Annotated in this window: 23 protein-coding genes and 1 pseudogene; 14 read left to right on the forward strand and 10 right to left on the reverse strand. The window is 37.0% G+C overall.

Annotated elements, in window-relative coordinates; translation table 11 throughout:
• Positions 1–193 precede the first annotated feature (193 nt).
• Positions 194–2,023 (forward strand): cytochrome-c peroxidase, encoded by a 1,830-nt coding sequence (locus V0410_RS02450; protein ID WP_330746174.1) that lies wholly within the window; start codon positions 194–196, stop codon positions 2,021–2,023.
• A 198-nt stretch (positions 2,024–2,221) separates the two neighbouring features.
• On the opposite strand, the pseudogene V0410_RS02455 reads toward V0410_RS02450, so the two are convergent.
• A pseudogene (locus V0410_RS02455) lies at positions 2,222–2,631 on the reverse strand (XRE family transcriptional regulator).
• A 339-nt stretch (positions 2,632–2,970) separates the two neighbouring features.
• Between V0410_RS02455 and V0410_RS02460 the strand changes: the two are divergent.
• Both V0410_RS02460 and V0410_RS02465 read left to right on the forward strand, forming a co-directional pair.
• Complete coding sequence (locus V0410_RS02460; RefSeq protein WP_330746175.1) at positions 2,971–5,124, forward strand: alkaline phosphatase PhoX; 2,154 nt, start codon at positions 2,971–2,973, stop codon at positions 5,122–5,124.
• A gap of 58 nt (positions 5,125–5,182) precedes the next feature.
• Positions 5,183–6,082, forward strand: coding sequence for a leucine-rich repeat domain-containing protein (locus V0410_RS02465; protein WP_330746176.1), 900 nt, complete (start codon positions 5,183–5,185; stop codon positions 6,080–6,082).
• 2 nt (positions 6,083–6,084) lie between these two features.
• Here V0410_RS02465 and V0410_RS02470 read toward each other — a convergent pair whose 3' ends face one another.
• The gene (locus tag V0410_RS02470; protein WP_002979957.1) at positions 6,085–6,408 is read right to left on the reverse strand and encodes a translation initiation factor; all 324 of its coding nucleotides are present in this window, start codon (positions 6,406–6,408) and stop codon (positions 6,085–6,087) included.
• Positions 6,409–6,519: 111 nt separating this feature from the next.
• Here V0410_RS02470 and V0410_RS02475 point away from each other — a divergent pair, with 111 nt between their 5' ends.
• From V0410_RS02475 to V0410_RS02500, 6 genes are all read left to right on the forward strand, one after another.
• Positions 6,520–7,752, forward strand: a complete 1,233-nt coding sequence (locus tag V0410_RS02475) for a CBM20 domain-containing protein (protein WP_330746177.1) — start codon at positions 6,520–6,522, stop codon at positions 7,750–7,752.
• Positions 7,753–7,951: 199 nt separating this feature from the next.
• Positions 7,952–9,493, forward strand: a complete 1,542-nt coding sequence (gpmI, locus tag V0410_RS02480; protein ID WP_227941400.1) for a 2,3-bisphosphoglycerate-independent phosphoglycerate mutase — start codon at positions 7,952–7,954, stop codon at positions 9,491–9,493.
• A gap of 150 nt (positions 9,494–9,643) precedes the next feature.
• Positions 9,644–10,621: an acyl-ACP desaturase gene (locus V0410_RS02485; protein WP_110008663.1), complete on the forward strand. Its 978-nt coding sequence runs from the start codon at positions 9,644–9,646 to the stop codon at positions 10,619–10,621.
• Between the two features lie 97 nt (positions 10,622–10,718).
• Positions 10,719–11,150, forward strand: a complete 432-nt coding sequence (locus tag V0410_RS02490; protein ID WP_330746178.1) for a BT0820 family HAD-type phosphatase — start codon at positions 10,719–10,721, stop codon at positions 11,148–11,150.
• Positions 11,151–11,236: 86 nt separating this feature from the next.
• On the forward strand, positions 11,237–12,046 hold the full coding sequence (gene map, locus V0410_RS02495) for a type I methionyl aminopeptidase (protein WP_110366009.1): 810 nt from the start codon (positions 11,237–11,239) through the stop codon (positions 12,044–12,046).
• The gene (locus V0410_RS02500) at positions 12,046–12,813 is read left to right on the forward strand and encodes a class I SAM-dependent methyltransferase (RefSeq protein ID WP_262908293.1); all 768 of its coding nucleotides are present in this window, start codon (positions 12,046–12,048) and stop codon (positions 12,811–12,813) included. Before map ends, V0410_RS02500 begins: the two co-directional genes overlap by 1 nt.
• A 56-nt stretch (positions 12,814–12,869) precedes the next feature.
• Here V0410_RS02500 and V0410_RS02505 read toward each other — a convergent pair whose 3' ends face one another.
• From V0410_RS02505 to V0410_RS02515, 3 genes are all read right to left on the reverse strand, one after another.
• On the reverse strand, positions 12,870–13,583 hold the full coding sequence (locus V0410_RS02505; protein WP_330746179.1) for a T9SS type A sorting domain-containing protein: 714 nt from the start codon (positions 13,581–13,583) through the stop codon (positions 12,870–12,872).
• Between the two features lie 150 nt (positions 13,584–13,733).
• On the reverse strand, positions 13,734–14,066 hold the full coding sequence (locus V0410_RS02510; RefSeq protein ID WP_202842646.1) for a DMT family transporter: 333 nt from the start codon (positions 14,064–14,066) through the stop codon (positions 13,734–13,736).
• Between the two features lie 250 nt (positions 14,067–14,316).
• A complete protein-coding gene (locus tag V0410_RS02515) occupies positions 14,317–14,880 on the reverse strand; it encodes a Crp/Fnr family transcriptional regulator (protein ID WP_330746180.1) in 564 nt (187 codons plus the stop codon).
• Between the two features lie 349 nt (positions 14,881–15,229).
• Between V0410_RS02515 and era the strand changes: the two genes are divergently transcribed.
• The 3 genes from era to V0410_RS02530 all read left to right on the forward strand — a co-directional run bounded on the left by era (position 15,230) and on the right by V0410_RS02530 (position 19,137).
• The gene (gene era / locus V0410_RS02520) at positions 15,230–16,105 is read left to right on the forward strand and encodes a GTPase Era (protein WP_110008669.1); all 876 of its coding nucleotides are present in this window, start codon (positions 15,230–15,232) and stop codon (positions 16,103–16,105) included.
• A 66-nt stretch (positions 16,106–16,171) separates the two neighbouring features.
• A complete protein-coding gene (locus V0410_RS02525) occupies positions 16,172–16,600 on the forward strand; it encodes a DoxX family protein (RefSeq protein ID WP_110008670.1) in 429 nt (142 codons plus the stop codon).
• A 134-nt stretch (positions 16,601–16,734) separates the two neighbouring features.
• On the forward strand, positions 16,735–19,137 hold the full coding sequence (locus V0410_RS02530; RefSeq protein ID WP_330746181.1) for an alpha/beta hydrolase family protein: 2,403 nt from the start codon (positions 16,735–16,737) through the stop codon (positions 19,135–19,137).
• A gap of 86 nt (positions 19,138–19,223) precedes the next feature.
• Here V0410_RS02530 and V0410_RS02535 read toward each other — a convergent pair whose 3' ends face one another.
• Positions 19,224–19,913, reverse strand: coding sequence for an HAD family hydrolase (locus tag V0410_RS02535; protein WP_330746182.1), 690 nt, complete (start codon positions 19,911–19,913; stop codon positions 19,224–19,226).
• A 76-nt stretch (positions 19,914–19,989) separates the two neighbouring features.
• On the opposite strand from V0410_RS02535, the gene V0410_RS02540 reads away from it, so the two are divergent.
• Together V0410_RS02540 and V0410_RS02545 are read left to right on the forward strand one after the other, a co-directional pair.
• Positions 19,990–20,553 (forward strand): Crp/Fnr family transcriptional regulator, encoded by a 564-nt coding sequence (locus V0410_RS02540; protein WP_330746183.1) that lies wholly within the window; start codon positions 19,990–19,992, stop codon positions 20,551–20,553.
• Between the two features lie 343 nt (positions 20,554–20,896).
• A complete protein-coding gene (locus tag V0410_RS02545; protein ID WP_330746184.1) occupies positions 20,897–21,400 on the forward strand; it encodes a GNAT family N-acetyltransferase in 504 nt (167 codons plus the stop codon).
• A 158-nt stretch (positions 21,401–21,558) separates the two neighbouring features.
• Here the strand turns inward: V0410_RS02545 and V0410_RS02550 are convergent, their stop codons facing one another.
• The 4 genes from V0410_RS02550 to V0410_RS02565 form a co-directional block, all read right to left on the reverse strand.
• Positions 21,559–22,920 carry an MATE family efflux transporter gene (locus V0410_RS02550; RefSeq protein WP_330746185.1) on the reverse strand — a complete coding sequence of 454 codons (1,362 nt, stop codon included), beginning with the start codon at positions 22,918–22,920 and terminating at the stop codon, positions 21,559–21,561.
• A gap of 100 nt (positions 22,921–23,020) precedes the next feature.
• Positions 23,021–24,205 carry a sigma-54-dependent transcriptional regulator gene (locus V0410_RS02555; protein ID WP_110008675.1) on the reverse strand — a complete coding sequence of 395 codons (1,185 nt, stop codon included), beginning with the start codon at positions 24,203–24,205 and terminating at the stop codon, positions 23,021–23,023.
• A 56-nt stretch (positions 24,206–24,261) separates the two neighbouring features.
• The gene (locus V0410_RS02560; protein WP_330746186.1) at positions 24,262–24,921 is read right to left on the reverse strand and encodes a YggS family pyridoxal phosphate-dependent enzyme; all 660 of its coding nucleotides are present in this window, start codon (positions 24,919–24,921) and stop codon (positions 24,262–24,264) included.
• Between the two features lie 64 nt (positions 24,922–24,985).
• The gene (locus V0410_RS02565; RefSeq protein ID WP_330746187.1) at positions 24,986–25,852 is read right to left on the reverse strand and encodes a polysaccharide deacetylase family protein; all 867 of its coding nucleotides are present in this window, start codon (positions 25,850–25,852) and stop codon (positions 24,986–24,988) included.
• Between the last annotated feature and the right edge of the window lie 176 nt (positions 25,853–26,028).

Genomic DNA, 26,028 nt, shown 5'->3' on the forward strand with positions numbered 1-26,028 from the left:
TAAAAAATCCTCTCCCAATAATCTTCCGCCATTATTTTTTACCGGTATTTCGAAAAACCGTTTCTTTAGAATAATGAATTTGATTTCGGGGTTTAAAATTAGTGAAAAATATAATATCAGAAATATAAACATTATTTAATCTCTTATTAAAACTCAGATAACATCAGATGAATAGTTTTGCAGCTAAAAATTCATGAGATCTTATCCACTGCTTATAATCATCCTTCTGACAGGATTTGCAGTAATGTCCTTTAATCCTGTTTATAAAGGAAAAGAAAGCGAAAATACATTTGTCAATAAAGGGTTGTCCGACTTTAGAATAAAGCTTGAACAATTGAAATCAGATGTTGATAAGTTCTCTGAAGACCGTATTTCTCTGGAAGAACTGCAAAAATCGCTGAGCAGTACAAGAAACTCATTCAAGGAAATAGAATTTTATATTGCTTACCATTATCCTGAATTTACCAAAACCCACCTTAATGCAGCGCCATTGTTTCACATCGAAGCAGCTGGGACATCGTCATACACACTTCCTCCTGAAGGATTGCAGGTGCTTGATGAACTTATATTTTCAGAGGAAGCAGAAAATGAGAAAGAAAAAATCAAAACCATCACTACCTTTTTGTACAACAGCTATTCCGGGTTTTATTTAAGTGCTTTAAAAAATGGGTTGAGCAAAGGAAACAACAAAACATTGCCTTTGCGTATAGAGCTGATCAGGATCTACTCACTGGGTGTTTCAGGTTTTGATACACCAGGCTCTTTGAATATTTCCGAAGAAACAAGCCATGCACTTGCAGGAATACAGAAATACATTAATGATGATCTTTATTTTAAAAATTATAATACTGAAAAGGCTAACCAGATTTTAACAGAAGCCATCAGTTATCTTTCAAAAAACACCGACTTTGAAACCTTTGACAGGATTGAGTTTTATAAAAAATACGTACAGCCTTTATATGAAGAGTTCGGGAAATGGGATGGAAGACCGGATGACCTTAAAGAATTCTCAGGATGGAATGTAGGGAATAAGAACTTTTTCAGCAGTGATTTTTTAGATCCTTATTTTTATACCTTATTGAAATCTTCGGAAGACAGTCAGGAAATCCGAAACCTTGGAAAATCCATTTTCTACGATCAGAACTTAAGTGGTAACGGGAAAATGAGCTGTGCAACCTGCCACCTTCAGGAAAATGCTTTTACAGATCTGAAAGCAAAATCACAAAGTAATGTGGAAGGGAAAACAGTGTTGAGAAATTCTCCATCTTTATACAATGCGGTCTTCGCTAAGAGATTTTTCTATGATCTTCGGGCTTTTTATCTTGAACAACAGGCAGAACATGTTATCTATAATGAGCAGGAATTCAATACAAGTTATGAAAGCATTATTCAGAAATTAAAAATAAAACCTGAATATAAAAAAGCATTCCGAAATGCCTTCAAGGACGGAAAAATCAGTAAAGAAAATTTCTCGAAAGCATTAAGTTCTTATGTGGCTTCCCTGTACTCATTTGACAGCGATTTTGATCGTTTTATGAGGAATGAAAAAAATGTTTCCGATGATGTGAAAAAAGGATTCAACCTCTTTATGGGAAAAGCCAATTGTGCAACCTGTCATTTTGCACCCACCTTTTCCGGATTGGTGCCTCCATTTTTTAATGAAAATGAATCTGAAGTCCTGGGAATCACTACCAGACCCATCAAACAGCTTCCTGTAGAGCTTGATCAGGATTTAGGAAGAGGAAACAGCCCTGTGAAAAAGGAAAAATCATGGATTTATGATTATTCTTTTAAAACCGTGACAGTAAGAAATATTGCCCTTACCAAACCTTATTTCCATAACGGAGCTTTCAATACCTTAGAAGAAGTCCTGGATTTTTATAATGAAGGCGGAGGAGAAGGATTGGGATTAAAAATGAAAAACCAAACTTTGGCACCGGATAAATTAAACCTCACCGAAACAGAAATAAAACAGATCATTGCCTTTCTGAATGCTCTTACGGATGTGAGTAAAGCGAAATAGGCGGGATGCGGGGTTTGAGGGTTTTAGAGTGAGAGTGTAGAGATTCGGGGTTCGGGATTTCGGGTTTGTGAGAACCGGGATTCAGTAGGAATGATAGGTTTAATAAAAATAGGCTAAATTTTGAAACTTGTGTAAATGTGATCTACGAAGGTTTCAGAATTTAGCCTAAAGTTTTACAGATCGGATCAACCTGTCTGTTTATTTGTTTTGGATCAGCTTTTCCAGCTTATCAATCATTTCCTGCTGTTGTTTTAGCATACGCTCATAAAGTTCAATCATTTTGTCAAGGGGATTGAAAGTAGGTTGGTTATTAAAAAAGGCTGGTTGTTGACAATGATCAAAAGTGGCCGTATTAGAAATAATGTTTATCGCTTGTTCTTCATCAAAATTCTCAATCGCTTCTGCCGGAACCTTCAAAATCTGAGCTACCTGCGCCAAAACATCAGACTCTACAGTTTCTTTTTGTTCCAAAAGAGAGACTTTCTTCTGATTCCAGTCGTCACCTAATTCAAAACTAATGCTTCATGCTTGATACCAAGCATTTCACGGAAACGTTTAATATTTCTGCCCTGATGTATTTTTTTGTTTTGCATAGCTGTGTCAATCATAATAACAAATATAAAGTTTTAAGAGATAAGAATAAAGCTCGTTTTTAAAATAAATTATCTTCTAAAATACTCATGTTTTTGAATAAAAATTTCTCTTTTCTGGCAGATTTATCGTGTTTAATAGATCCTGTTTGGTAACAATGAGTAAATAAAATAATTGCATTTCACTTCCAACCCGAGATCCCGAACCTCGTATCCCGGATTACTTAACACAAAATTAATCCCCTTAACATTAGGTTTTTGATAAGTTAATATTGGGTGATTTAGATTTAAAATCCTATTAACAGAGGAAAAGCGCTAAAAAAATAGTTTTGCAAGGTCTAATAAATCAAATAAAAAATGAAGAAAAAACTACTAACAGTGGGAGCTTTGGCGATACTGGCCAGTTCTGGTCTTCAGGCGCAGACTCTGATATTCAATAAGAATGCGTCATGGAGCTATAAAGATAACAACCAGGCACAGCCAGCCGGATGGAATGCTCAGACGTATGATATTTCAACATGGGCAGTTGGAAATGGCCCTTTAGGATACGGAGATCCTGTAACGACTACCATCAATTCAGGGCTTACAACCGCTTATTTTGCTAAAGATTTCACTGTAGATCTTTCAACACTTTCCGATACGATGGAACTTGGAGTGATGAGAGACGACGGTATCATTGTATACCTGAACGGAGAAGAAGTGGTAAGAGATAATATGCCTGCAGGAGCTGTTACATTCAATACTTTCTCCAGTACTACTATTGACGGGGCAGCAGAGAGTGTTTATAACATTTTCTCTATTCCAAAATCCAAGTTTGTAAATGGTGTTAACAGATTTTCTATTGAATTACACAACAGAAGTACCACCAGTTCAGACTTAAGAATTGATGCTTATCTGAAAACTACGACCAATACAACTATCCCTGTAGCTTGTAACGGAACGCATATCAGCTGCTTTACTTCCATTGTTCCTACAGCACAAACCAATAAGTTGATTATCCCTGCTGAACACAAATACCAGCTTATTTTAAAAGAAGGGGATAGCTATACTGAAGGCGGAGGGTTGGTAGGAGGTCAGAACGACTTTACCGCTTATGTTCCAAAAACTGGAAGCAGTACCAACGGATATCTTTCTGTAAACCATGAAACGAATCCCGGAGGAGTTACCATGGCAGAAATCAACTATAACGCGACTTCAAAGCTTTGGCAGCTGACAAAATCAAGAGCCGTAAGTTTCTCAGAACCAAGTTTGGTACAAACCATCAGAAACTGTTCAGGAGGAATTACGCCTTGGGGAACTGTGGTGACCGCTGAAGAATCTGTAACTTCCAATGATGTGAACAATGACGGTTATAAAGATTATGGCTGGTTGGTAGAAATTGATCCTGCTACAGCTCAGGTTATATCTAAAAACCCTAACGGGACAAAAGGTAAGCTTTGGCAGATGGGAATTATGAACCACGAGAACGTGGTGATCAATAATGCGGGAACTATAGCGTATTATGGAGAAGACGGTGGAACTCACTTGGTGTACAAATATGTAATGGATACTCCTAATGATCTATCTTCAGGAAACCTTTATGTATTAAAACTGGATCAGGGGTTAACGGCTGCAGGAGATCCGGTAGGAACTACAGCGACATGGATTCAGGTTCCGAATAAAGAAAAAGCAGATCAGAATAATACCAATACCAATGCTCTGACTTTGGGAGGAACAAAATTTAATGGAGTAGAGGATGTTGATATCAGCCCGCTGGATGGTAAAATCTATTTTACAGCCAAAGGATTAGACAGGGTATATCGTCTGCAGGATAACGGAACAACGGCTTCACAGGTAGAAACATTTGTAGGAGGAGGTTCTTCGGTATATTCTTTCAATACAGCTCAGGGAATGAAGTCTGAAGCATGGGGAGACGGAAATGACAACCTTACTTTCGATGAACTTGGAAACCTTTGGGTACTTCAGGATGGTGGTAAAAACTATATCTGGGTCATTGCTCCAGATCATACACAAGCCAACCCTAAAGTAAGATTGTTTGCTTCTATGCCTGCTGGTTCTGAACCTACAGGACTGACATTTACTCCTGATCATAAATTTGGTTTCTTCTCTATTCAGCACCCGGATTCAACAATCTCTACAGACGTAGACGCCACAGGGAATACAATTGATTACAGAGGAAAATCAGCAACAATCGTTATTGCACTTAAAAATAATCTTGGAACTGAGGGAACTTTAGGAACTATTGATACCAAAATTGAAGAAAATACAGTAACGGTAGCACCGAACCCAACTTCAGGAGTGGTAAAAATCAATTCAGCAAAAGGATTGAAAGATATTTCTGTAACAGCTTACAGCATGGACGGGAAAATCGTTTATACGAAGAAATTCAACGGAACCAATAAAGCATTGGATCTTGATTTCACACAACAGTTGGAAGGATCTCGAGTTCTGGTTTTAAATATTGAAGCGGAAGGCGGATTCCAGAAAACAGTTAAACTTGTAAAGAAATAAATTATTTATAATTCTTGTCTGTCGGCGGCCACGGTTGCCGGCAGACCTTTTTATTTTTATGAAAAAGCTTGTCTTACTGATTTCCATCCTCTCACTTTCTCAGATCAAAGCACAGATTGATCCGGTGAGATATCCTACTTTTACTACTATTGAAGAGGCTCTAAAGAGTGAAAAAACAGTTTACAGTATGAGTTTCAGAGAAAAGGGTCTTTTTAATCTTCCTCCTCAGATTATAAAACTGGATTCATTATTCTTTTTGAATATCATGGCCAATAAGCTTGAGAAAATGGATCAGGAACTTTTTGCTTTAAAAGAACTGGAAATTTTAAATGTGAATGAAAACAGCATTAAATTTATTCCTGATGAGGTAAGTAATCTGAAAAAACTGACCACTTTTTCAATGAATCTGAACAGTTTGACGAGTATTAATCCTAATCTTGCAAAACTTCAGAACCTGAAAGTTGTCCATTTTGATGCCAATAATCTGAATACTTTTCCCGAAGCCCTTATGGAAATTCCAACACTGGAAGAAATCAACCTTCAGGGAAACCAGATCAGCTTTATTGCAGACAAACTGGATCGGATCAAAAACCTGAAATTTCTCAACCTTTCGGATAACCAGATCAATGATCTTGGAAATCTTTCTTTTCCAGAAAATTTAAAATATCTTGAACTGCAGCAGAATGCTATCATAAAACTACCGGAAAATCTTTTCAAATCAAAGAATCTGGAATTCTTGAATGTAAGCGGAAATCATATCACAGAAATTTCACCCAAAGTAAAAGGGCTGAAAAATATGGTCAGCATGAATCTGGCCCATAATAATCTGAAAGACATTCCTGTAGAAATCAAACAGCTTAAAAATCTGAAAACATTGATTCTTACAGGAAATCCTATAGAAAAATCTAAAATTGAAAACTTAAAAACCTTACTGCCGGAAACCCAGATCTATTTCTAGAACTATCCGCCAACACGTTTGGTTTTATAGCCCATTTCTTTAAGGATATTCATGATTTTATCACGGTTATCTCCTTGAATGATAATCGTTCCATCCTTCTCAGAGCCGCCTATACCAAGGGTGGTTTTTATTTTCTTTGAGATTTTTTTCAGGTCTTCCTCGCTGCCTTCCCAGCCTTCAACAATCGTTACAGGCTTACCGTTTCTTCCTTTTTTCTCAAATTTGCATACTAAAGGCTCTTTCTGCTTGAATTCTTCTTCAGGCATCTCAAAATCCTGCTCTTCATGATCAGGAAAAAGATTCTTCAATTGATCTCGTAAATCCATACCGCAAAATTAAAAAGAATTATGGATTTATAGGGTAAATACTTCCGAAATTATAATAAACCTTATTGAATTTACGTTTTTCATTTTTTGACACATAACTTAAAAACTAATATGAAAACCAATCTTCTTGCAGCCTTACTGTTGGCTTTTGGGATTACAAATGCACAAACCGGTTTTACTACAGATCCTCTAAACGCAGTTTTAGAAACGAAAGACGCAAAAAACTTTTGGAAAGCATTTGATAAAATGGAAACGTCCACCGCCAATCCTTTTGTAGAATACATAGAAAATGGTTCACCGGGAGTGAAAAGTTTTATAAGGAACCGTATCGTTAATGCAGATTCTCTATATGCTACAGTGAAAAAAAACAAAGAGAAATATCTTAAAACCAGAAATGTATTAGATGGGATCGGAGCAAAAGATAAAAAGCTAAAAGCCAGTTACAGCGCTTTAAAATATTGGTATCCGGAAGCTAAATTCTCACCCGTCTATTTCGTGTATGGAAGAATGAATACAGGAGGGAACTCTTCTGATGATGGAATTTCAATCGGTACCGAGCTCTTTAAAAACCTTGATGGAGTAGTTCCGCTTATCGTCCATGAAATGATCCATTTTCAGCAAAATAACAGAGGAAATGAATCTTTATTAAAACAAGCTCTAACAGAGGGCGGAGCTGATTTTATCGCAGAATTCGTTTCCGGAGAGCAAATGAATGTAAAAGCATTTCAATATGGAGAAGCTAATTCAGATAAATTATATAAAGAATTCGTAACAAGGTATAAAAGTGATGATTTAAGGGATTGGTTTTACTGGACCTCCAAAAAAGACGACAGACCCAATGATTTAGGATATTGGATCGGATACAAAATATGTGAAACCTATTTCAATAAACAAACCGATAAACATAAAGCGGTACATGATATTTTAAACATTGAAGATCCGTTTTTACTTCTAAAGGAAAGCGGTTTTTTGGATGCTTATATCCAAGCCTATGCAAAAGAAAAGAATATCAAGTATGATGATTTCTTTCAGGAGTTTTCAGGAGAACCTTCATCTGTAACATTAATAGTGAATGTTCCTGATAAAAACGATGAGGTGTATATTGCAGGAAATCAGAAAGGGCTGGGGAACTGGAATGCCTCTTTAGTGAAAATGGAAAGAACAGGTGATCTTGAAAGAACGCTTACCTTAAAAATATATGTACCGGCGCAATTGAAATTTACCAAAGGAACCTGGAATCAGGAAGCAAATGTAAAAGGAGTGGAAAAAGGACAGAACATTAAAATCGAAAGCACAAAATCAAAAAAGCTTACCTATAAGATTAATAGCTGGTTTAAAAATTAGAGTTGAAGCCAGGATTTGAAATCTATAATCATCATTTTAAAATCTGCGAAATCAGCAGGATCTGCGAGAATAATATTGTTCAAAGATTTTGAAGAGGACACAGATTTTTTCTTTTTACTCTGAATACATAAAAATCAGAACTCCAAATTCTTCTATTCATAGGAAATTAGGTAAATTTGTCTAACAAAAGTTTTACAAAATGTCGAAAAAAGCAATACTGGCCATTCTTGACGGATGGGGATTGGGAACAAACCCAAACGTTTCTGCAATAGATAAAGCAAATACACCATTCATAGACAGCTGTTACCAGAAATTTCCACATACCACCCTTGAAGCAAGCGGGCTGGCGGTAGGTTTACCAGCCGGACAGATGGGGAATTCTGAAGTGGGACACATGAACTTGGGAGCCGGAAGAGTCGTTTACCAAAACCTGGTAAAACTGAATATGGCTGTTGAAAACGGAACATTGGGTCAGGAAAAAGTGATTCAGGACGCCTTTGAATATGCAAAAAAAGAAAATAAAAAAGTACATTTCATCGGACTGGTTTCCAACGGAGGTGTACACTCACATATCAATCACTTAAAAGGATTACTGACCGCTGCAAAAGAGTTCGGATTGAATGAGAACGTTTTTGTTCACGCATTTACCGACGGTAGAGACTGCGATCCGCATTCCGGATTAGGATTTATCGATGAACTTCAGAAACATATGGAGGCAACTACCGGAAAGCTGGCAACAGTGGTAGGAAGATACTATGCCATGGACAGAGATAAAAGATGGGAGCGTGTAAAATTAGCTTACGGTGCCCTTGTGGAAGGAATCGGAGAACAGACAACGGATGCTTTGGCAACAATCAAGATGTATTATGATAATAATGTAACCGATGAGTTCCTGAAGCCTATTATTTTAATGAATACTACCGCTACAGGAAATGTAGTACCGGTAGCAAGAATCATTGAAGATGATGTGGTGATCTGCTTCAATTTCCGTACAGACAGAGGAAGAGAAATTACAGAAGTTCTTTCCCAGAAAGATTTCCCGGAATTTGGAATGAAGAAACTGAACCTGTATTACATCACATTGACCAACTATGATAAAACCTTCCAGAATGTACAGGTCGTTTTTGATGAAAATGTACTGACGGAAACTATGGGTGAAATCCTTGAGAAAAATGGAAAAACCCAGATCAGAATTGCAGAAACAGAAAAATATCCTCACGTTACTTTTTTCTTCTCAGGAGGAAGAGAAGAGGAATTTGCAGGAGAAAGAAGATTGCTTTGCCCAAGTCCGAAAGACGTTCCTACCTACGACCTGAAGCCGGAAATGTCAGCCTATGATATCACTAATGCTATCGTACCGGAACTGGAGCAGGGAACGGCTGATTTTGTTTGTTTGAATTTCGCCAATACAGATATGGTTGGACACACAGGTGTTTTTGAAGCCGCTGTAAAAGCCGCTGAGGTGGTAGATCAGTGCATTGAAAAAGTAGCTACAGCTGCCTATGAAAACGGATATGCTGTTTTCATTCTTGCCGATCACGGAAACTCAGATGTAATGATCAATCCGGACGGAACTCCAAATACCCAGCACTCTACAAACCTGGTTCCTTTTATCGTGATGGATAAAGACCATACATGGAATTTAAAACCAGGAAAACTGGGCGATGTAGCCCCAACAATCCTTAAAGTAATGGGCGTTGAAATACCAGATGCAATGACTGGAGAAGTTTTGGTTAATTAATATTCAATAATATTGTTAAAAAAATGCCGTTATGCTTTTGTAGCGGCATTTTTTTTATGATTTATGTCAGATAAAGTATGCAAGTCATACTTTATTATGCGTTAAATAATAAATAAATCATATCTTTGTAAATTAAAACTGAATAGTAAAATGTATCAAAAGCTTGTTAGGAAAGAAGTAATGGGATTATTGGAAAAGGAAGTAGGTTCTTTTCTTGATAAATTTTTAACGCCAATTGAAAAAATATGGCAGCCTTCCGATTATTTACCAGATCCTTCAAGTGAAGAATTTAAACACGACTTAGAAGAAATTCAGACTTTTGCCCGCGAAATGCCTTATGATCTTTTTGTAACATTGATCGGTGACTGTATCACGGAAGAGGCACTTCCATCTTATGAGTCTTGGTTAATGGGCGTTGACGGAATCAATCAGGAAGAAAAAGTAGGCTGGGCCAACTGGGTAAGAGCGTGGACCGCTGAGGAAAACAGACACGGAGATTTATTAAACAAATATCTTTATCTGTGTGGAAGAGTAAACATGAGAGAAGTGGAAATCACTACCCAATACCTGATCAATGACGGATTCGATCTGGGAACAAGTATGGATCCCTACAGAAACTTCATTTATACGAGCTTCCAGGAAACAGCTACCAATATCTCTCACAGAAGAGTAGGAACATTGGCTAAACAATCAGGAAACGGAAAATTAGCAAAAATGTGTGGTGTAATTGCTGCAGACGAAGCAAGACACGCTAAAGCATACAAACATTTCGTAGCAAAAATCCTTGAAGTAGACCCTTCGGAAATGATTCTTGCGTTTGAAGATATGATGCGTAAGAAAATTGTAATGCCTGCTCACTTAATGAGACAGTCAGGACAAAAAGCAGGCGAACTTTGGGGACATTTCTCAGATGCCGCACAAAGATGTATGGTGTACACAGGCCAGGATTATATCAACATTATGAAAGACCTTTTAGATGAATGGAAAATTGAGCATGTAAAAGGACTTACTGAAAAAGCTGAAAAAGCTCAGGAATACCTGATGAAACTTCCTGCAAGGCTGCAGAAGATCACAGACAGGGTTTCTACTCCCGATCTTCAGTTCCAGTTTAGCTGGGTAAAAAGCTAATAAGATCTTTATTATTATTAAAATATAAAAGTATTGAGTGCCTTTCTTTTTGGCACTCTTTTTATTTCTTATCTTTGCAAAGCTAAAAAAAGACAAAATGTTAAATAATAAAAAGATTGCTGTTGACTTTGACGGGACTATTGTTGATGATGCTTACCCGGCCATTGGAAAACCGAAAACTTTTGCATTCGAAACTTTGAAAAAACTTCAGTCTGAAGGATTCAGATTGATACTTTGGACATACAGACACGGAAAAACATTAGATGAAGCGGTGGAATTCTGCAAAAAAAACGGAATAGAATTTTATGCTGTGAACTCAAGCTTTGAAGGGGAAGTTTTTGATCCTGAAAATCAGTCCAGAAAATTAGATGCAGACTGGTTTATTGACGACAGAAATTTAGGAGGATTCCCGGGATGGGGTGAAATCTACAACATCATTCAGGAAAGAATAGAATTCCGTGTGGAAGGAAAAGAGGTTCTTGCCTATTCAAAACTTAAAAAAGAAAAGAAAAAAGGACTTTTCTGGTAGAATAAAACAATTTAAATTTAACAGTGTACCAATTTACCAATCCATATTGTTACACTGATCTATTAATACATTGGTAAATTAATACAATGATTCAATTAAAAACGATAGACGAATTACGTCTGATGAAGGAGAGCGCCCGATTGGTTTCTAAAACATTGGGAATGTTGGCAAAAGAAATTAAACCGGGGATTACTACCTTATATTTAGATAAACTGGCTCATGATTTTATTAAAGATCATGGTGCTGAACCTGCATTTTTAGGATACGGAGGATTTCCAAACTCTCTTTGTATCTCTCCCAATGAGCAGGTTGTTCATGGTTTCCCAAACAATGATGTGGTAAAAGAAGGAGATGTTCTTTCTGTAGACTGTGGAGTTATTCTGAACGGTTTTGTAGGAGATCATGCCTACACTTTTGAAATCGGGGAAGTAAAGCCTGAGATTAAAAAATTACTACAGGTTACCAAAGAATCTCTGTACAAAGGGATTGAGCAGTGTGTCAGAGGAAAGAGGATCGGAGATATCTCCCATGCGATTCAGGCACATTGTGAAAAAGAAGGATATGGAGTGGTAAGAGAGCTTGTAGGCCATGGATTAGGCAGAAAAATGCATGAAGATCCGCAGGTTCCGAACTATGGAAGACAGGGAAGCGGTAAAGTCATTAAAGACGGTTTAGCAATTGCTATTGAACCGATGGTGAACATGGGAACTGAAAAAGTGAAGTTCCATAACGACGGCTGGACGGTTACAACGCTAGATAACATGCCATCTGCTCACTTCGAACATGATGTAGCAGTGATTAATGGTAAGCCGGTATTGCTTTCAACATTTGATTATGTATATGAAGCTTTAGGGATTGTAAGTGATGAAGAAAAGCAGTTCCAACTGGATTTTTAATGAAAAAGATAACTAAGCTTTTACTGAATAAAATTCCACGTCCTATGCTTATTAAAATGAGCATCTGGGCAAGACCGCTTATTTATCAGTTTTTCAAAGGAGATCAGTTTTTAGATCCCATTGACGGAAGATCTTACAGGAAATTCCTTCCGTACGGCTATGGAAAACAAAGAGAAAATGCACTCTCTCCGGGAACGTTAAGTTTGGAAAGACACCGCCAGATGTGGCTGTACCTTCAGAACGAAACCGATTTTTTTATTAAAAATTATAAAGTTCTGCATATCGCTCCTGAACAGGAATTTTTAAGAAAATTCAAGAGAATGAGCAACCTGAATTATATCTCGGCAGACTTATATTCTCCGATTGTAGACGTGAAGGCTGATATTCTGGATTTACCTTTTGAAAATGACAGCTTTGACATTGTTTTCTGTAACCATGTTCTGGAACATATTGAAGACGATGCCAAAGCAATGAGCGAGCTATACAGGGTAATGAAGCCCGGCGGATGGGGAATCCTTCAGGTTCCGATGAAAAACTCACTGGAGAAAACCTATGAAGATTTTACCATTAAAGACCCAAAGGAACGTCAGAAGCATTTCGGGCAGTATGATCACGTTCGTTGGTACGGTATGGATTATTTCGACCGTTTAAGAAAGGCCGGCTTTGAAATAGAACCCAACTTCTATTCACAGAAATTCTCTGAAGAAGAAATAAAAAAATACGGGTTAAGACATAACGAAATCTTACCGGTAGTTTATAAAAAATAAAATAAAAACCCGTTTCAACTTTTGAAACGGGTTTTGTATAATTGAAAAGTCAGTTGTTATTCTTTGACAAAAGGATATGGCTTATAATTTTCTATCTTGATCATATATTGTCCTTTCTGTAAACCGCCTGTATCAATTGACGTTTTGCTGCCGTTAGTTGTCGTTTCAAATACCAGTTTTCCTGATATATCGTAGATCTTAAGGGAAAGGTTTCTCTCAATATTTTCAATATGAAGGACCTCTTTTACAGGATTTGGATATGCTTTAAACGTTTTTGCAGCGGCATCAGTTTCTTTAGTACTCATTTGTGCAGTATTATTGTTGTAATAGACCTTATTTCCTGAAGGATCCGTTATTATCAGTGTTTTGAGGCTGCCATTTGTGATAATCTGATAGCTGTATATAGAAGCATAGGCTCCCGAAACGTAAGTGTCACAGTTTTTCTGATCGTAGGCCCGAACAGCTGGAGCGTTTCCGCCATTATAAAACAAAAGAGTACACGAGCTGGCTGTTTTGATAAGATTGTTACTTCCAGGCATAACTCCGAAACTCATCATGGATGTATTATAATATCTGGAATTAATAACATAGCTTGTTCCTCCTGCCGAATTAAATGTAGTAGCAGGCACTCCATTATCTATTAAAGGTGTGTTGGTGGTCTGGCCGCTACTGGTCACCATTTTGGAGATATACCAATTATTGGAAAGCAGTTCAGAAGTTTGCTGGGCAGTCAGTAAACCACCTGCTAAAAGGAATAGAATTTTTTTCATAGGTTAAAAGTTTCCGGTAAAGATATAAAAGAATTACTTACTGTTTGCTCTTTTTATAAGGATCATCAAAATGAAAATTAAGACAGACAAAAACCGCCTTCATGACGAAGACGGCCCATTTTTAAATATTGTTAGAAGTTTATGCGCTTTCTAGTGTGATGAAGATACAGCCTTTAATCCTACCACAGAACCGATAAGTGTTACAATAAAAAATACCCTCCAGAAACTTACAGGATCCTTAAAAAAGATAATTCCCATTAAGGCAGTTCCCACTGCTCCGATGCCCGTCCATACTGCATAAGCAGTCCCGATAGGCAGCGTTTGAGTTGCTTTAATCAGCAAAAGCATACTGATCGTCATGGTGATCAGAAATCCCGCGTACCACAGGTACATTTCAGTTCCTGACGTTTCCTTTGCCTTTCCCAGGCATGATGCGAAGGCAACTTCAAATAATCCTGCGATAACTAATAGTAACCAATTCATTTTTTAAATTTTTCTACTCCAAAGTTCAGAATTTGACAGGAGAAAAAAATTTACAATTGTTAAAAAATGAAGGCAAGCTAGAAGTTGAAAGAATGAAGCTGGAAGCTGGAGGATTTGAATAGATTTCTGCCATCATATCAATAGGAGCAGACTTTAGTCCGCTTTCAATGTAGATAATCATTCCTTTGGATTTAGCCAAAACATAAGAATATTTAAATCTTTCAATTCTTCAATCTTTGAATCTTTACATTTATTTTATCTCCGCCCTTATTCTGCTCAGACTTACCTGCGTAATCCCAAGATAAGACGCAATATAACCCAGCTGTACTCTTTTAAGAAGCTCAGGCTGATAGGTCATAATATCTTTGTAGCGTTCCAGAGAAGTTTTAAACTGTCTTGAAATAATCAGTTCTTCGGATTTTATCATTTCTGCTTCAGCAAGCTTTCGCCCCCAGTTGGCAATATGAATATCTTCATTGAACAGTTTTCTGAGGCTTTCCGTTTCCATTCGATAGAGATCGCAGTCTTCCAGAAGCTCGATGCTCTCGTAGCCGGGTTGATCTTTCACATAGCTTTTCATCGAGAGAACGCATTGACCTTCGCTTCCGAACCAGAAGGTAATATCATTGTCAGCTGTTGAAGAATAGGCTCTTGCAATCCCTTTTCGTATAAAATAAAGATAAGGAATCACTTTGTCGGCTTCCATCAGACAAAATCCTTTAGGATGGGAAACTTCGGTAATATGTTCTTTTAAGCTGTTTTTTGATGCTTCAGGAAGAAGGTAAATCTTATCAAGAATCTGGTCTATATTCATAAAGATGAATTCTAATATTCAAAAATATCAGTTTTAAGTAATGCAATACAAAATTATTCCTTAATTTTTATCAGAAATCTTGTAATGAATACGATCAAAATTCTTCCTGATTCAGCTTATTTATTGCCAATATTACCACGAAAATAGCAAAATTCACTTCTTCCTGAGGGATGTAGAAAATTCAAAGAATTTTTGGCGGAGGTGGTTAGCTCAGCCATCGAATCCCTTTAGACTTCCTCTTCAATATCCCTTATTTCAAACTATAACTCTCTTTTTTCCTTTAAAAATTAAGATTAACCGTAAAGACCAATTTTGTTTTACTAACTTTGCAGTTCGTAATATTATTTTTATGCACAAAGCAGGATTTGTAAATATAGTTGGAAAGCCCAATGCAGGAAAATCGACCTTGCTCAACCAATTAATGGGGGAGAAGCTGGCGATTGTAACGCAGAAAGCTCAGACAACCCGCCACAGAATTTTTGGTATTTATAATGAAGATGACCTTCAGATTGTATTTTCTGATACTCCGGGAGTATTGGATCCAAAATACGGACTGCAGGAAAAAATGATGGATTTTGTAAAGGATTCTTTGCAGGATGCTGACGTTTTCCTGTTTATTGTAGACGTTACCGATAAAGCGGAACCATCAGAATTCTTAATTGATAAACTGAATAAAATCCCCGTACCTGTACTTCTTCTCTTGAATAAAGTAGACCAGACCGATCAGGCAGGTCTTGAAAAATTGGTGGAAGAATGGCACAACAGAATTCCAAAAGCTGAAATTCTGCCTATTTCTGCCCTGAATGCCTTCAACACTGAAGTTATTTTACCTAAAATAAAATCTCTGCTTCCAGAAAATCCTCCTTACTACGATAAAGATCAGTACACCGATAAACCGGAAAGATTTTTTGTAAATGAGGCCATTCGTGAGAAAATCCTTTTGAATTATGATAAGGAAATTCCCTATTCTGTAGAAGTGGTAACAGAACAGTTCAAGGAGAAAGAAGGAATTATCTTTATTGATTCAATTATTTATGTTGAAAGAGATACTCAGAAGGGAATTATTATCGGGCATAAGGGAGAAGCGATCAAGAAAGTAGGAACTGAAGCCAGAATAGATCTGGAGAAGTTTTTCACCAAAAAAATTCATTTGAACTTATTTGTAAAAGTGAAAAAAGACTGGAGAAAGAACGATAGAGATCTTAAAAATTTCGGTTACAGATAAACTAAAATAGCCGGAATCCCGTTGTATTAAAAGATTTTTATTACCTTAGTATAAATTTTTTAGTAGATGAACTATAATAATTCAAATTGGAGCTCAATACCTAAAGATATTATATTATTAGCAGTGAGAGTGTTTGTTGGTTTTGCCATGCTGTCACATGGTTTTCCAAAACTTCAGATGCTGTTGGCAGGCGGTAAAATTGAGTTTTTCGATTTTATGGGACTTGGCCCTCAGATTTCACTGATTCTTACGGTTTTTGCTGAATTTGTATGTTCGATACTACTTATTTTAGGGCTTTTTACAAGAGTTTCTTTAGGCTTCCTGATCTTTACCATGATCATTGCTGCTTTTGCAGTACATGGAGCAGATCCTTTTGAGAAAAGAGAAATGGCACTTGTCTATCTTTCTGTTTATCTTCTGCTCATGGTAACTGGAGCCGGGAAAGTTTCAGTAGATCATATGATAGAAAGAAGGAAAAGAGCTTCAGACTGGTAATTTTACAGCACAATAAATAAAAGGCACTTCAGGAATGAAGTGCCTTTCTGTTTTTAATAATTGCAATGCGGTAAGAGTCTTTTTAATGTTAAAATTCTTTTAAAATTCACTACATTCGTAGAAAATGAATTTATATGAAGATAAAACTGACTATTTGCCTTCTGGCATTTCTCAATTTTTATGATGCACAGGAAAATATTACGTATCAAAAGCCTTCTGCTGAGATTTTAAAACTGGCAGATTATGACAGACCTCCAGGTGTTCTGATGAACAGCAAAAAAGACTGGGTAGTTTTTACCTATCGTCCAACATATAAAACATTAGAAGATCTCAGCCAGAGTGAAATGAAGCTTGGTGGACTTAGAATCAACCCGGTTACGAATATTTCAAGTAGCATGACCTACTCAAATAATCTGAAGATCAGAAAGATCAATGATAAAAATGAGATTCAGGTAAAAAATCTGCCTTCCAATCCAAAAATTGCCTACGTTTCGTTTTCACCGGATGAAAAAAAACTGGCTTTTACCAATACAACCGCCAAAGGAGTAGAGCTTTGGGTAGTGGATATGGAAACTGCATCTGCTAAAAAAATTACAGCAGATAATCTGAATGCCAATCTGGGAATGCCTTATGTATGGTATAATGACTCTCAAAGCTTCCTGATCAGAACACTTCCGCAAAACAGAGCTGCTCTTATAGATGCCACTAAAGATCTTCCTACAGGCCCGATTGTTTCAACAGCAGACGGTAAGGTTTCCCAGAACAGAACGTATCAGGATCTTTTGAAGAATCCTCAGGACGAAAAAAACTTTGAGACCCTTACAGCTTCCGAACTTTACAACGTAGATCTTACAGGAAATCTTAAGAAACTGAAAGATCAGGATATGTATGCCGGCTTAAGTTTTTCTCCGGACGGAAACTATCTGATGGCTACCATGATCAAGAAACCATTTTCCTATATCGTTCCGCTTAATAGGTTCCCATCCACAACGGTTGTCTATGATATGAAAGGAAATATTGTGAAAACAGTAAATGATGTTCCGTTGAATGAAATCATGCCGAAAGGATTTTCTTCTGTAAGAACCGGAAAAAGAGATATGGCATGGAGAAGTGATGCTCCTGCTACGCTTACCTATGCTGAAGCTTTGGATGGAGGAGACCAGTCTAAAAAAGCAGATTACAGAGATGAAATATTTACCTGGGAAGCTCCGTTTACAGCAGCTCCAAAATCCTTCTTTAAAACCAGACAGAGATATGAAGACGTAGTCTGGACCAATGATCATTATGCGATTGTTTCTGAAGGCTGGTATGACACACGAAATACAAAATCTTACCTGATAGATATTAACAACGGAGAATCCAAAGTTTTTGATGACAGAAATTATCAGGATGTATACAGCGATCCGGGAAGATTTAACACAACGAAAAACCAATACGGGAGATATGTAATCGATATGAAAGGTGGAAAAGCCTATCTGATCGGGGACGGATTTACCAAAGACGGCCAGCACCCATTTATTGACGAAATGGATGTTAAATCACTGAAAAAGAAAAGACTTTACACGTCTGATATAAAAAACGGTAAAGAAGAAATCATTGATATCCTTAATGCTTCAAAGGGTGAAGTCCTTACAACTCAGCAGTCACCAAGTCTTTATCCGAATTACTTCAGAAAGAATATTAAATCCAATAAAGCAGAAGCTGTAACCAATTTTGCCAATCCTTTTGAAAGTATCAAAGACGTTTACAAAGAAGTGATTACCTATAAGAGAAATGATGGTGTTACCTTAACAGGAACTCTTTATCTTCCTGCCAATTACGACAGAAAAGCAAAAAAAGAGAAGCTTCCGTTGCTAATCTGGGCTTATCCAACTGAATATAAAGATAAAAATACAGCAGGACAGAACACCCAAAACCCAAATGACTTTACATTCCCGTATTACGGATCTTTTGTGTATTGGACAACGAAAGGATATGCTGTTCTGGATGATGCCGCTTTCCCGATTATCGGTGAAGGAAAAACAGAACCTAATGATACCTTCATTCCGCAATTGGTAGCCAATGCTGCTGCTGCTATCGATGCAGTGGATCATCTGGGATATATCGACAAAAAGAAAGTGGCTGTTGGAGGACATTCTTACGGTGCCTTCATGACCGCAAATCTTTTGACCCATTCTAATCTTTTTGCATGTGGAATTGCAAGAAGTGGTGCTTATAACAGAACATTAACACCATTCGGATTCCAGAGTGAACAAAGAAACTATTGGGATGTTCCGGAAATCTATAATACGATGTCTCCGTTCATGCATGCAGACAAAATGAAGACACCGCTTCTTCTGATTCACGGTGATGCAGATAATAACCCGGGAACATTTACTTTGCAGACGGAGAGATACTTCCAGGCATTGAAAAACCTGGGGGCTCCGGTAAAAATGGTTCTTCTTCCAAAAGAAGCTCACGGATACCAGGCTAAAGAAAATATCTTACACCTTTTATGGGAACAGGATCAGTTCCTTGAAAAGTGTTTGAAGAAATAAATGACAAAAGAGACTGTTTGCTATAAACAGTCTCTTTTTTTGATTAAAAAATATAATAAGGAAGTTGGGGCGTTGCTATATCGTATTTAAAAGCACTTCAAAATCTCATCAATACTCTTAAGCTCCATAAAATTCGGATGTTCCAGATTAACATCATGCTGTTCATGGCTCCATGTGACATGGTAAGGAATATGTGCTGCAAAACCTCCGATTTCCAGTACCGGTAAAATATCTGATTTGATAGAATTTCCAAGCATCAGAAAGTTTTCAGGCTGGCAATCCAGATGTTTCAGCAGTTTTTTATAGTCATTTTCTTTTTTGTCACTCATGATTTCAATGTGGTGGAAGTACTCCTGTAAACCGGAATTTTTCAATTTACGCTCCTGATCCAGCAGGTCTCCTTTCGTAGCAACAACCAGCCTGTATTTTCCTTTTAAACTTTCAAGGGTTTCTGTAACGCCATCCAGCAATTCAATAGGTTTCTGCAGAAGCTCCCGGCCTAGTTGAATAGCTTTATTAACCAATTCTAATGAGGCTGTATTGTCGGATATTCTGGATATGGTTTCAACCATACAAAGCATAAATCCTTTTACTCCATAACCGTACAGATGAAGATTCTGCATTTCTGTTGTAAACAATTCCTGTGATACCGAATGTTGGGGAAGATAATCTTCAAGAAGTACACAGAATTCTTTTTCTGCTTCCTGAAAATAAGGTTCGTTGATCCAAAGTGTATCATCCGCATCAAAAGCAATGGTTGTAATATGATTATTCATTTTTGTTTTGTAATTTTCTGTCCGCAAAATTCAGTATAAAAACTCAATAAGAAAAGGACATTTGTCCCGGGAGAATATGTTAAGGACGAATCAGACATTTTTAAACTATCTTGATGAACTGCACAAAAAGCAGAACAGGAGTGATGATATTATTGTGAAATCTTTTTCTGCAGGGGATAAAATACTGATACAGGATCATCAGCTTTCTCATGTCATGATGATTAAGGAAGGGATTGTCAAATGCTTTCTCGCCGAAGAAAACGGAAAAGAATATATTGTTGAGTTTCTGGGAAGCGGGGAAATCATCGGGGAAATGGAATTGATTAAAAATATAAACTGTCTGTGCAGTATTGAGGCTCTCAATGAAGTGAAAGTATATGCAGTAAAGATTCCCGTTTTTAAAGCTTTGATTAAAAATGATCTTGCCCTGAACCATCTTCTTTTAGAGTCTTTTGCAGAACGAATTATCAATACTTCCAGCAGGGCATCCTATCAACAGTTGTATACGGTAGAACATACTTTAAAACAATTGTTACAAATGCAGGCTAAGCAAAATATTCAAATTTCCAAAGAAGATATGGCAGCCTATCTCGGAATTGCAGTAAGAAGTTTAAATAGAATTTTAAAAGATTTGAAATAATTTTGTTGAATATGCTAATGGAATTACGGTAATTTTTCCCGCAGAATGAAGAGATTGCGTAGATTTTTCACTAGCAATTTTAATCAGCATAATCCTCAAGCAATAAAATGATCAGAATTTAATTTTATCGAAGATAAAATCGTTGCGCCTTAAAAATATTCTAGCTTTCAATCTTATTGCGCCTTTGCGTATTCCAAAAAAAACATTAAAACAGATGCGAGTGTTGGTGTTATTACAAGGGTTTTTCTGTTTTAATATTAAAATTTGGATAAAATATATTAAATCTACAGGGGGGGGGTAAAATTTTGTATTTTTGTATTAGAATTAGTTGAATCTAATATTCATGGAAAAATTAAAATTCAGAAATGCTGAGTTGGCAGATTTAAATAAAATCGTAGCTATATATAATTCAACAATTGCCTCAAGAATGGTGACTGCAGATATGGAAGAAGTTTCTGTGGAAAGCAAGCTAAAATGGTTTGAAGAGCATAATCCCCAGACAAGGCCGCTTTGGGTAGTTGAAGATGACCAGAAGCAAACCGTTGGTTGGGTAAGTTTCAGTTCATTCCATGAAAGGGCTGCGTATAACGGTACGGTAGAAGTAAGTATTTATCTGGATGAATCCTGCAGAGGAAAAGGATACGGAAAAACCATTCTTCAGTATTGTATTGATAACGCCGGAAAATTTGGAGTAAAAAATCTTGTAGCCCTTATTTTCCTTCATAATGAGCCAAGTTTAAAACTATTCAGACACTTTGGATTTGAAGATTGGGGAAGTCTTCCTAATGTAGCGATTCTGGATGGTGTGGAAAGAAGTCTGAAGATCTTAGGAAAGAGGATAGATTAAATTAAACACGAAAATAAATACCTTGTGTCTATTCGTGAATTAATTGGTGCTATTGGTGTTTAGAAAATACACATAATGTGAAGGAAGGGCATCAATCATGTTCTGCTGTAAAAAAGAATAAAAAAAGCTGTCTCAAATATTGAAACAGCTTTTTGTTTTTATAAATTCTGCTTCATTCTTTTAGCAGACATATTCAGGAATCGTTTCACCAGGAAAACAGCGGAGACTGTTAATCCCAGTCCAAGTGCGATCCACATTCCGAATGCGCCCATTTCCAAAGTAACACAGAAGAAATATCCCAAAGGAATGGTAATCACCCAGTATGCAATAAAGGTATAAATAGAAGGAATTTTCACATCCTGCAAACCTCTTAACATTCCTAATGCAGTCACCTGAATTCCATCAGAAAGCTGGAATAAAGCGGCGATGATCATTAATTTCGCAGCCAGTGTAATCACTTCCACTTCTTCTTTTTTCGTGAAGAAAGTCGGAAGTATATTTCTGCCTAAAATAAATACCAGTCCACAGATGCACATGAAAATAAAAGCAATTTTCAGGTTGTTGATTCCTACTTTTCTCAATTCAACAAAGTTCTGTTCACCCAGTTTTCTGCCAATCATTACGGTAGAGGCAACACTGAAACCGACACAAAGGTTGAAAGTAAATGAAGCCATACTTAAAGCGATCTGATGGGAAGCAATATCGTGTGCTGAGATCAATCCACAGATAAATGCAGCTCCGGCAAAAGCGGTTACTTCAAAGAACATCTGTAGCGCTGTAGGCAATCCCAGTTTTACCATTTTATCAAACATCTGCTTTGAAAAATTCTGAATTTTTAAAGAAAAATCTTTGATATAACGTCTTGTTCTTTTTTCTTTAAGCAATACAAAATAAAGGAAAACCACCATGAAAATTCTGGAAATCAAAGTTGCTAAAGCAGATCCCTTAACTCCCATTGGAGGTATTCCCCAAAGTCCTTTGATAAATACGTAGTTTAGGGCAATATTGATGATATTGGCAATAATGGTTGCTTTAGTAACTCCAATCGTATAGGAAAGTCCTTCAGAAACTTCACGAAGGGTCTGAAATGCCATGAATGGAATCATACTCACTACCATTATGCTCAGGAAGCTTACCGTATCAGGAATGATCTTGGCAGGCTGGCCGGAATGATAGAGCAGCGGCATTCCCAACAATAAGATGACCATCAGGATAATCCCTACAGACATATTGATAATAAAACCGTGGCTGAAAACAGAGTTGATCGTAGCATGATCCTCTCTGGAATGTGCTTCCGAAACCAATGGCGGAATCGCAAATGAAAAGCCCAGGGCTAGTACAAATATGGAGAAAAATACAGCATTTCCCAATGAAACGGATGCCAGCGCATCGGCACCCAACAATTTTCCGACAATAATATTATCGAATAAGTTTACTGAAACCTGCCCCACCTGGGTAAGCATCACAGGCAGAGCCAAAGTCAGGCATTCTTTCGTATAATTTTTGTTTAAAAAGTTCATAATATTTTAAGATTCATATAGTTTATCATTCAAATAGGGTCAAAAAAAAATTTGCAGTGGTAACACTGCAAATTTTTATAATATGGTAAATAATAGCTTATTATTTCCTTACAAAACTTGCAACGTCACCTTCGGAAACAGTGTTTCCACCAAGAATAATCAATCTTTCAACAACATTCCTTAATTCTCGGATATTTCCAGTCCACGAAAGCGCTTTTAAAGCATCAATAGCTTTATCATCAAACTTTTTCGCAGCAGTACCATGCTCATCAGCAATCATTCCTGAAAAGTGCTCAACCAATAATTTGATATCTTCTTTTCTTTCATCCAATGGCGGAACATAGATTTCAATAACAGAAAGTCTGTGATAAAGGTCTTCTCTGAATTTCCCCTCCTCAATTTCTTTCTGCATATTTTTATTGGTTGCCGCAATTACTCTTACGTCAACTTTAATTTCTTTATCACTTCCCACAGGAGAAACTTTGCTTTCCTGAAGTGCTCTTAATACCTTAGCCTGAGCAATAAGGCTCATATCTCCAATCTCATCAAGGAAAATGGTTCCACCATTAGCCTGTTCAAATTTTCCCTGCTTATCTTTAATAGCACCTGTAAAAGATCCTTTTACGTGTCCGAAAAGTTCAGACTCAATAAGTTCAGACGGAATCGCAGCACAGTTGACCTCTACCATAGGACCTCTTGCACGCTCACTTTGATTGTGGATCGCATGAGCTACCAACTCCTTTCCTGCACCGTTAGGCCCGGTGATCAGAACTCTGGCATCAGAAGCGGCTACCTTTTCAATCATATCCTGAATCTTTTGAAGAGCAGGAGAGGTACCGATCATCTGGTATTTTTTACTTACTTTTTTCTTTAAGGTTTTATTTTCTGTCTGAAGGTTTTTGTTTTCTTTCTTCAGGGTTTCTTTTACCAATGCATTTTTCACACTTGTAATAAGTCTGTTGATGTCAATGGGCTTGGAAATAAAATCATATGCACCCTCTTTCAGGCAGGAAACAGCAGAATCGATGTCTGCGTGGCCTGAGATCATGATAAAAGTAGTTTCCGGTTTTAAGGCAAGACTTTGTTTCAAAAGCTCGGTTCCTGAAAGCTTAGGCATCTTGATATCAGAAATCACCAATGCGAAATCTTCTTTTTCCACCTGCTTGTAACCTTCAAGGCCATCTTCGGCAATAACAAATTCATAATCGGTGAGTTCATCCGAAAGAATACTGTGAAGTACTCCCGAGATTGCTTTTTCGTCTTCTACTATAAGGATTTTTTGCATAGTTGCAAATTTAAATTTTTTGTTTCAATTATTAGCAAAAACTGTACCTAAATATTCTATTTGGAGTAGTCTCTTCTCCCGAAAATGGCAGATCCGACCCTCACAGAGTTGGCCCCACACTCGATCGCTATCGGGAAATCATCACTCATTCCCATTGATAGGGTATTTAATGTTTTTGATTGATTTAATTCATCAAAAAGCTTCTTTAGGGTTAAAAACTCATTTCTAACCTGCTGCTCCTCATCGGTGAATGTGGCCATTCCCATGAGGCCGGTAATTTCAACATGCGGAAATTTACCTTCAATGTATTGCTGGAAAAGATCTTTTGCTTCAGAAATTTCAAGCCCGAACTTGCTATCCTCAGCTGCAATTTTTACCTGCAGAAGGACTTTGATGATTCTGTTATTTTTTTCTGCTTCTTTATTGATTTCTGTTAATAATCTTTCAGAATCCACACTTTGTATGGTATCTATGAAAGGAGCAATGTACTTTACTTTGTTAGTTTGTAAGTGTCCGATCAGGTGCCATTGGATATCCTGAGGAAGGAGAGGAGCTTTTTCCATCAGTTCCTGAACCTTGTTTTCTCCAAAAACCTTCTGTCCGAGATCATAGACTTCCTGTACTGCAGAAACCGGATGGGTTTTAGAAACGGCAACCAGCTGCACAGTAGATGGCAGCTGGCTTTTTATAGTGTTGTAGTTCTCTTTAATACTCATAATACAAATGTCCGAAAATTCTCTGAATGTTCAAAGCTTAGTGATATCAGGTCTTCTGGGGTTATTAATTCAAAACCTCATTGATTTTAGGATATTGAGATATTTTTCTGAACACAAATTTGTTGCTCTTCTGCAATTTCTCAATAAACATATCCAGTTCATTGATAGAGTCTGCATCTCTAAGATACTGGTCGTGGGTAAGGAATACAAGGTGCCTCGATGTCTTCTCAAGATCGTTTAAGAAGATACTGTCTACTTTCTTGATCATGGCTTCATGACTTCCTTTTAAAGTCATTTTTTGAGAAGGTCTCCATTCAAGATCCCAGCCAATAACTTTATAGCCAGCTTTTTTAAGACCGTCAGCAGCTGCTGTTGAACTTTTGATATCTGTTACGTTAATATTGTTGAGTCTCCAGATATTTCTTCCCGGAGTTCTTGCTATTTTATCAGTAAGCTTCAGGCTGTCTTTGGCAATATCAAAATCATGAACTACAGCATCAGCATTTTTATAAAAATCAGTGTATTTGTTATGGGCGTGCGTGAAACTGTGATTGGCCAGTTCTATAAGAGGATTTTGCTTCAAAAGCTGAAAATCATCTTTTTGTCTTTTACTTCCATAAGCATGTTTACCAACCAGAAAGGCAGTTGCGCAAACGTTTCTTTTGTCAAGGATTTTTAAAAGATTTTCTGTTCCCTGATTGGGGCCGTCATCGAAAGTAAGATAAATCACTCTTTTATCAGGGTCTACTTCTTCTTCATTATTATCGGGGACTATTTCTGCGGAAGGATGTTCCTGTGAACTGACGACGGGGTCATTATTCACTTCGTTTTTGAAATTACAGCTGTTCAGTAATGCTGAAGTTGCACTCATCAATGCAACCATCCCAAGAAAAGTCATATTTTTTGACTTTCCCGCAAAAATTTTTTTCATAAAAATAATGGAATTTTAAATTGTTAAAAATCGTTAAAAATAACAGTTGAAAATTAACAAATTATATGCCAAGCTGTGCAGTGTTTTTTCTTTTTAAGTTTATTTTAAGAACTTTATTTTAAGGGAGATTTCCATTACCTGACAAGTTGTAAATTTATGATTTTCTTTTCTTTAAA

The organism is Chryseobacterium sp. CP-77, from assembly GCF_036362765.1.
GTDB classification, from domain to species: domain Bacteria; phylum Bacteroidota; class Bacteroidia; order Flavobacteriales; family Weeksellaceae; genus Chryseobacterium; species Chryseobacterium cupriresistens.

What these genes read in the sequence shown, in the direction of transcription:
- V0410_RS02500 (WP_262908293.1), top strand. Translation starts at nt 12,046, where the DNA reads ATGAAAAAGATAACTAAGCTTTTACTGAATAAAATTCCACGTCCTATG.
- V0410_RS02465 (WP_330746176.1), top strand. Translation starts at nt 5,183, where the DNA reads ATGAAAAAGCTTGTCTTACTGATTTCCATCCTCTCACTTTCTCAGATC.
- V0410_RS02535 (WP_330746182.1), bottom strand. Translation starts at nt 19,913, where the DNA reads ATGAATAATCATATTACAACCATTGCTTTTGATGCGGATGATACACTT.
- V0410_RS02530 (WP_330746181.1), top strand. Translation starts at nt 16,735, where the DNA reads ATGAAGATAAAACTGACTATTTGCCTTCTGGCATTTCTCAATTTTTAT.
- V0410_RS02475 (WP_330746177.1), top strand. Translation starts at nt 6,520, where the DNA reads ATGAAAACCAATCTTCTTGCAGCCTTACTGTTGGCTTTTGGGATTACA.
- V0410_RS02505 (WP_330746179.1), bottom strand. Translation starts at nt 13,583, where the DNA reads ATGAAAAAAATTCTATTCCTTTTAGCAGGTGGTTTACTGACTGCCCAG.
- V0410_RS02515 (WP_330746180.1), bottom strand. Translation starts at nt 14,880, where the DNA reads ATGAATATAGACCAGATTCTTGATAAGATTTACCTTCTTCCTGAAGCA.
- V0410_RS02485 (WP_110008663.1), top strand. Translation starts at nt 9,644, where the DNA reads ATGTATCAAAAGCTTGTTAGGAAAGAAGTAATGGGATTATTGGAAAAG.
- gpmI (WP_227941400.1), top strand. Translation starts at nt 7,952, where the DNA reads ATGTCGAAAAAAGCAATACTGGCCATTCTTGACGGATGGGGATTGGGA.
- V0410_RS02540 (WP_330746183.1), top strand. Translation starts at nt 19,990, where the DNA reads ATGTTAAGGACGAATCAGACATTTTTAAACTATCTTGATGAACTGCAC.
- V0410_RS02450 (WP_330746174.1), top strand. Translation starts at nt 194, where the DNA reads ATGAGATCTTATCCACTGCTTATAATCATCCTTCTGACAGGATTTGCA.
- V0410_RS02550 (WP_330746185.1), bottom strand. Translation starts at nt 22,920, where the DNA reads ATGAACTTTTTAAACAAAAATTATACGAAAGAATGCCTGACTTTGGCT.
- V0410_RS02510 (WP_202842646.1), bottom strand. Translation starts at nt 14,066, where the DNA reads ATGAATTGGTTACTATTAGTTATCGCAGGATTATTTGAAGTTGCCTTC.
- V0410_RS02525 (WP_110008670.1), top strand. Translation starts at nt 16,172, where the DNA reads ATGAACTATAATAATTCAAATTGGAGCTCAATACCTAAAGATATTATA.
- V0410_RS02460 (WP_330746175.1), top strand. Translation starts at nt 2,971, where the DNA reads ATGAAGAAAAAACTACTAACAGTGGGAGCTTTGGCGATACTGGCCAGT.
- V0410_RS02545 (WP_330746184.1), top strand. Translation starts at nt 20,897, where the DNA reads ATGGAAAAATTAAAATTCAGAAATGCTGAGTTGGCAGATTTAAATAAA.
- V0410_RS02560 (WP_330746186.1), bottom strand. Translation starts at nt 24,921, where the DNA reads ATGAGTATTAAAGAGAACTACAACACTATAAAAAGCCAGCTGCCATCT.
- V0410_RS02470 (WP_002979957.1), bottom strand. Translation starts at nt 6,408, where the DNA reads ATGGATTTACGAGATCAATTGAAGAATCTTTTTCCTGATCATGAAGAG.
- V0410_RS02555 (WP_110008675.1), bottom strand. Translation starts at nt 24,205, where the DNA reads ATGCAAAAAATCCTTATAGTAGAAGACGAAAAAGCAATCTCGGGAGTA.
- V0410_RS02490 (WP_330746178.1), top strand. Translation starts at nt 10,719, where the DNA reads ATGTTAAATAATAAAAAGATTGCTGTTGACTTTGACGGGACTATTGTT.
- era (WP_110008669.1), top strand. Translation starts at nt 15,230, where the DNA reads ATGCACAAAGCAGGATTTGTAAATATAGTTGGAAAGCCCAATGCAGGA.
- map (WP_110366009.1), top strand. Translation starts at nt 11,237, where the DNA reads ATGATTCAATTAAAAACGATAGACGAATTACGTCTGATGAAGGAGAGC.
- V0410_RS02565 (WP_330746187.1), bottom strand. Translation starts at nt 25,852, where the DNA reads ATGAAAAAAATTTTTGCGGGAAAGTCAAAAAATATGACTTTTCTTGGG.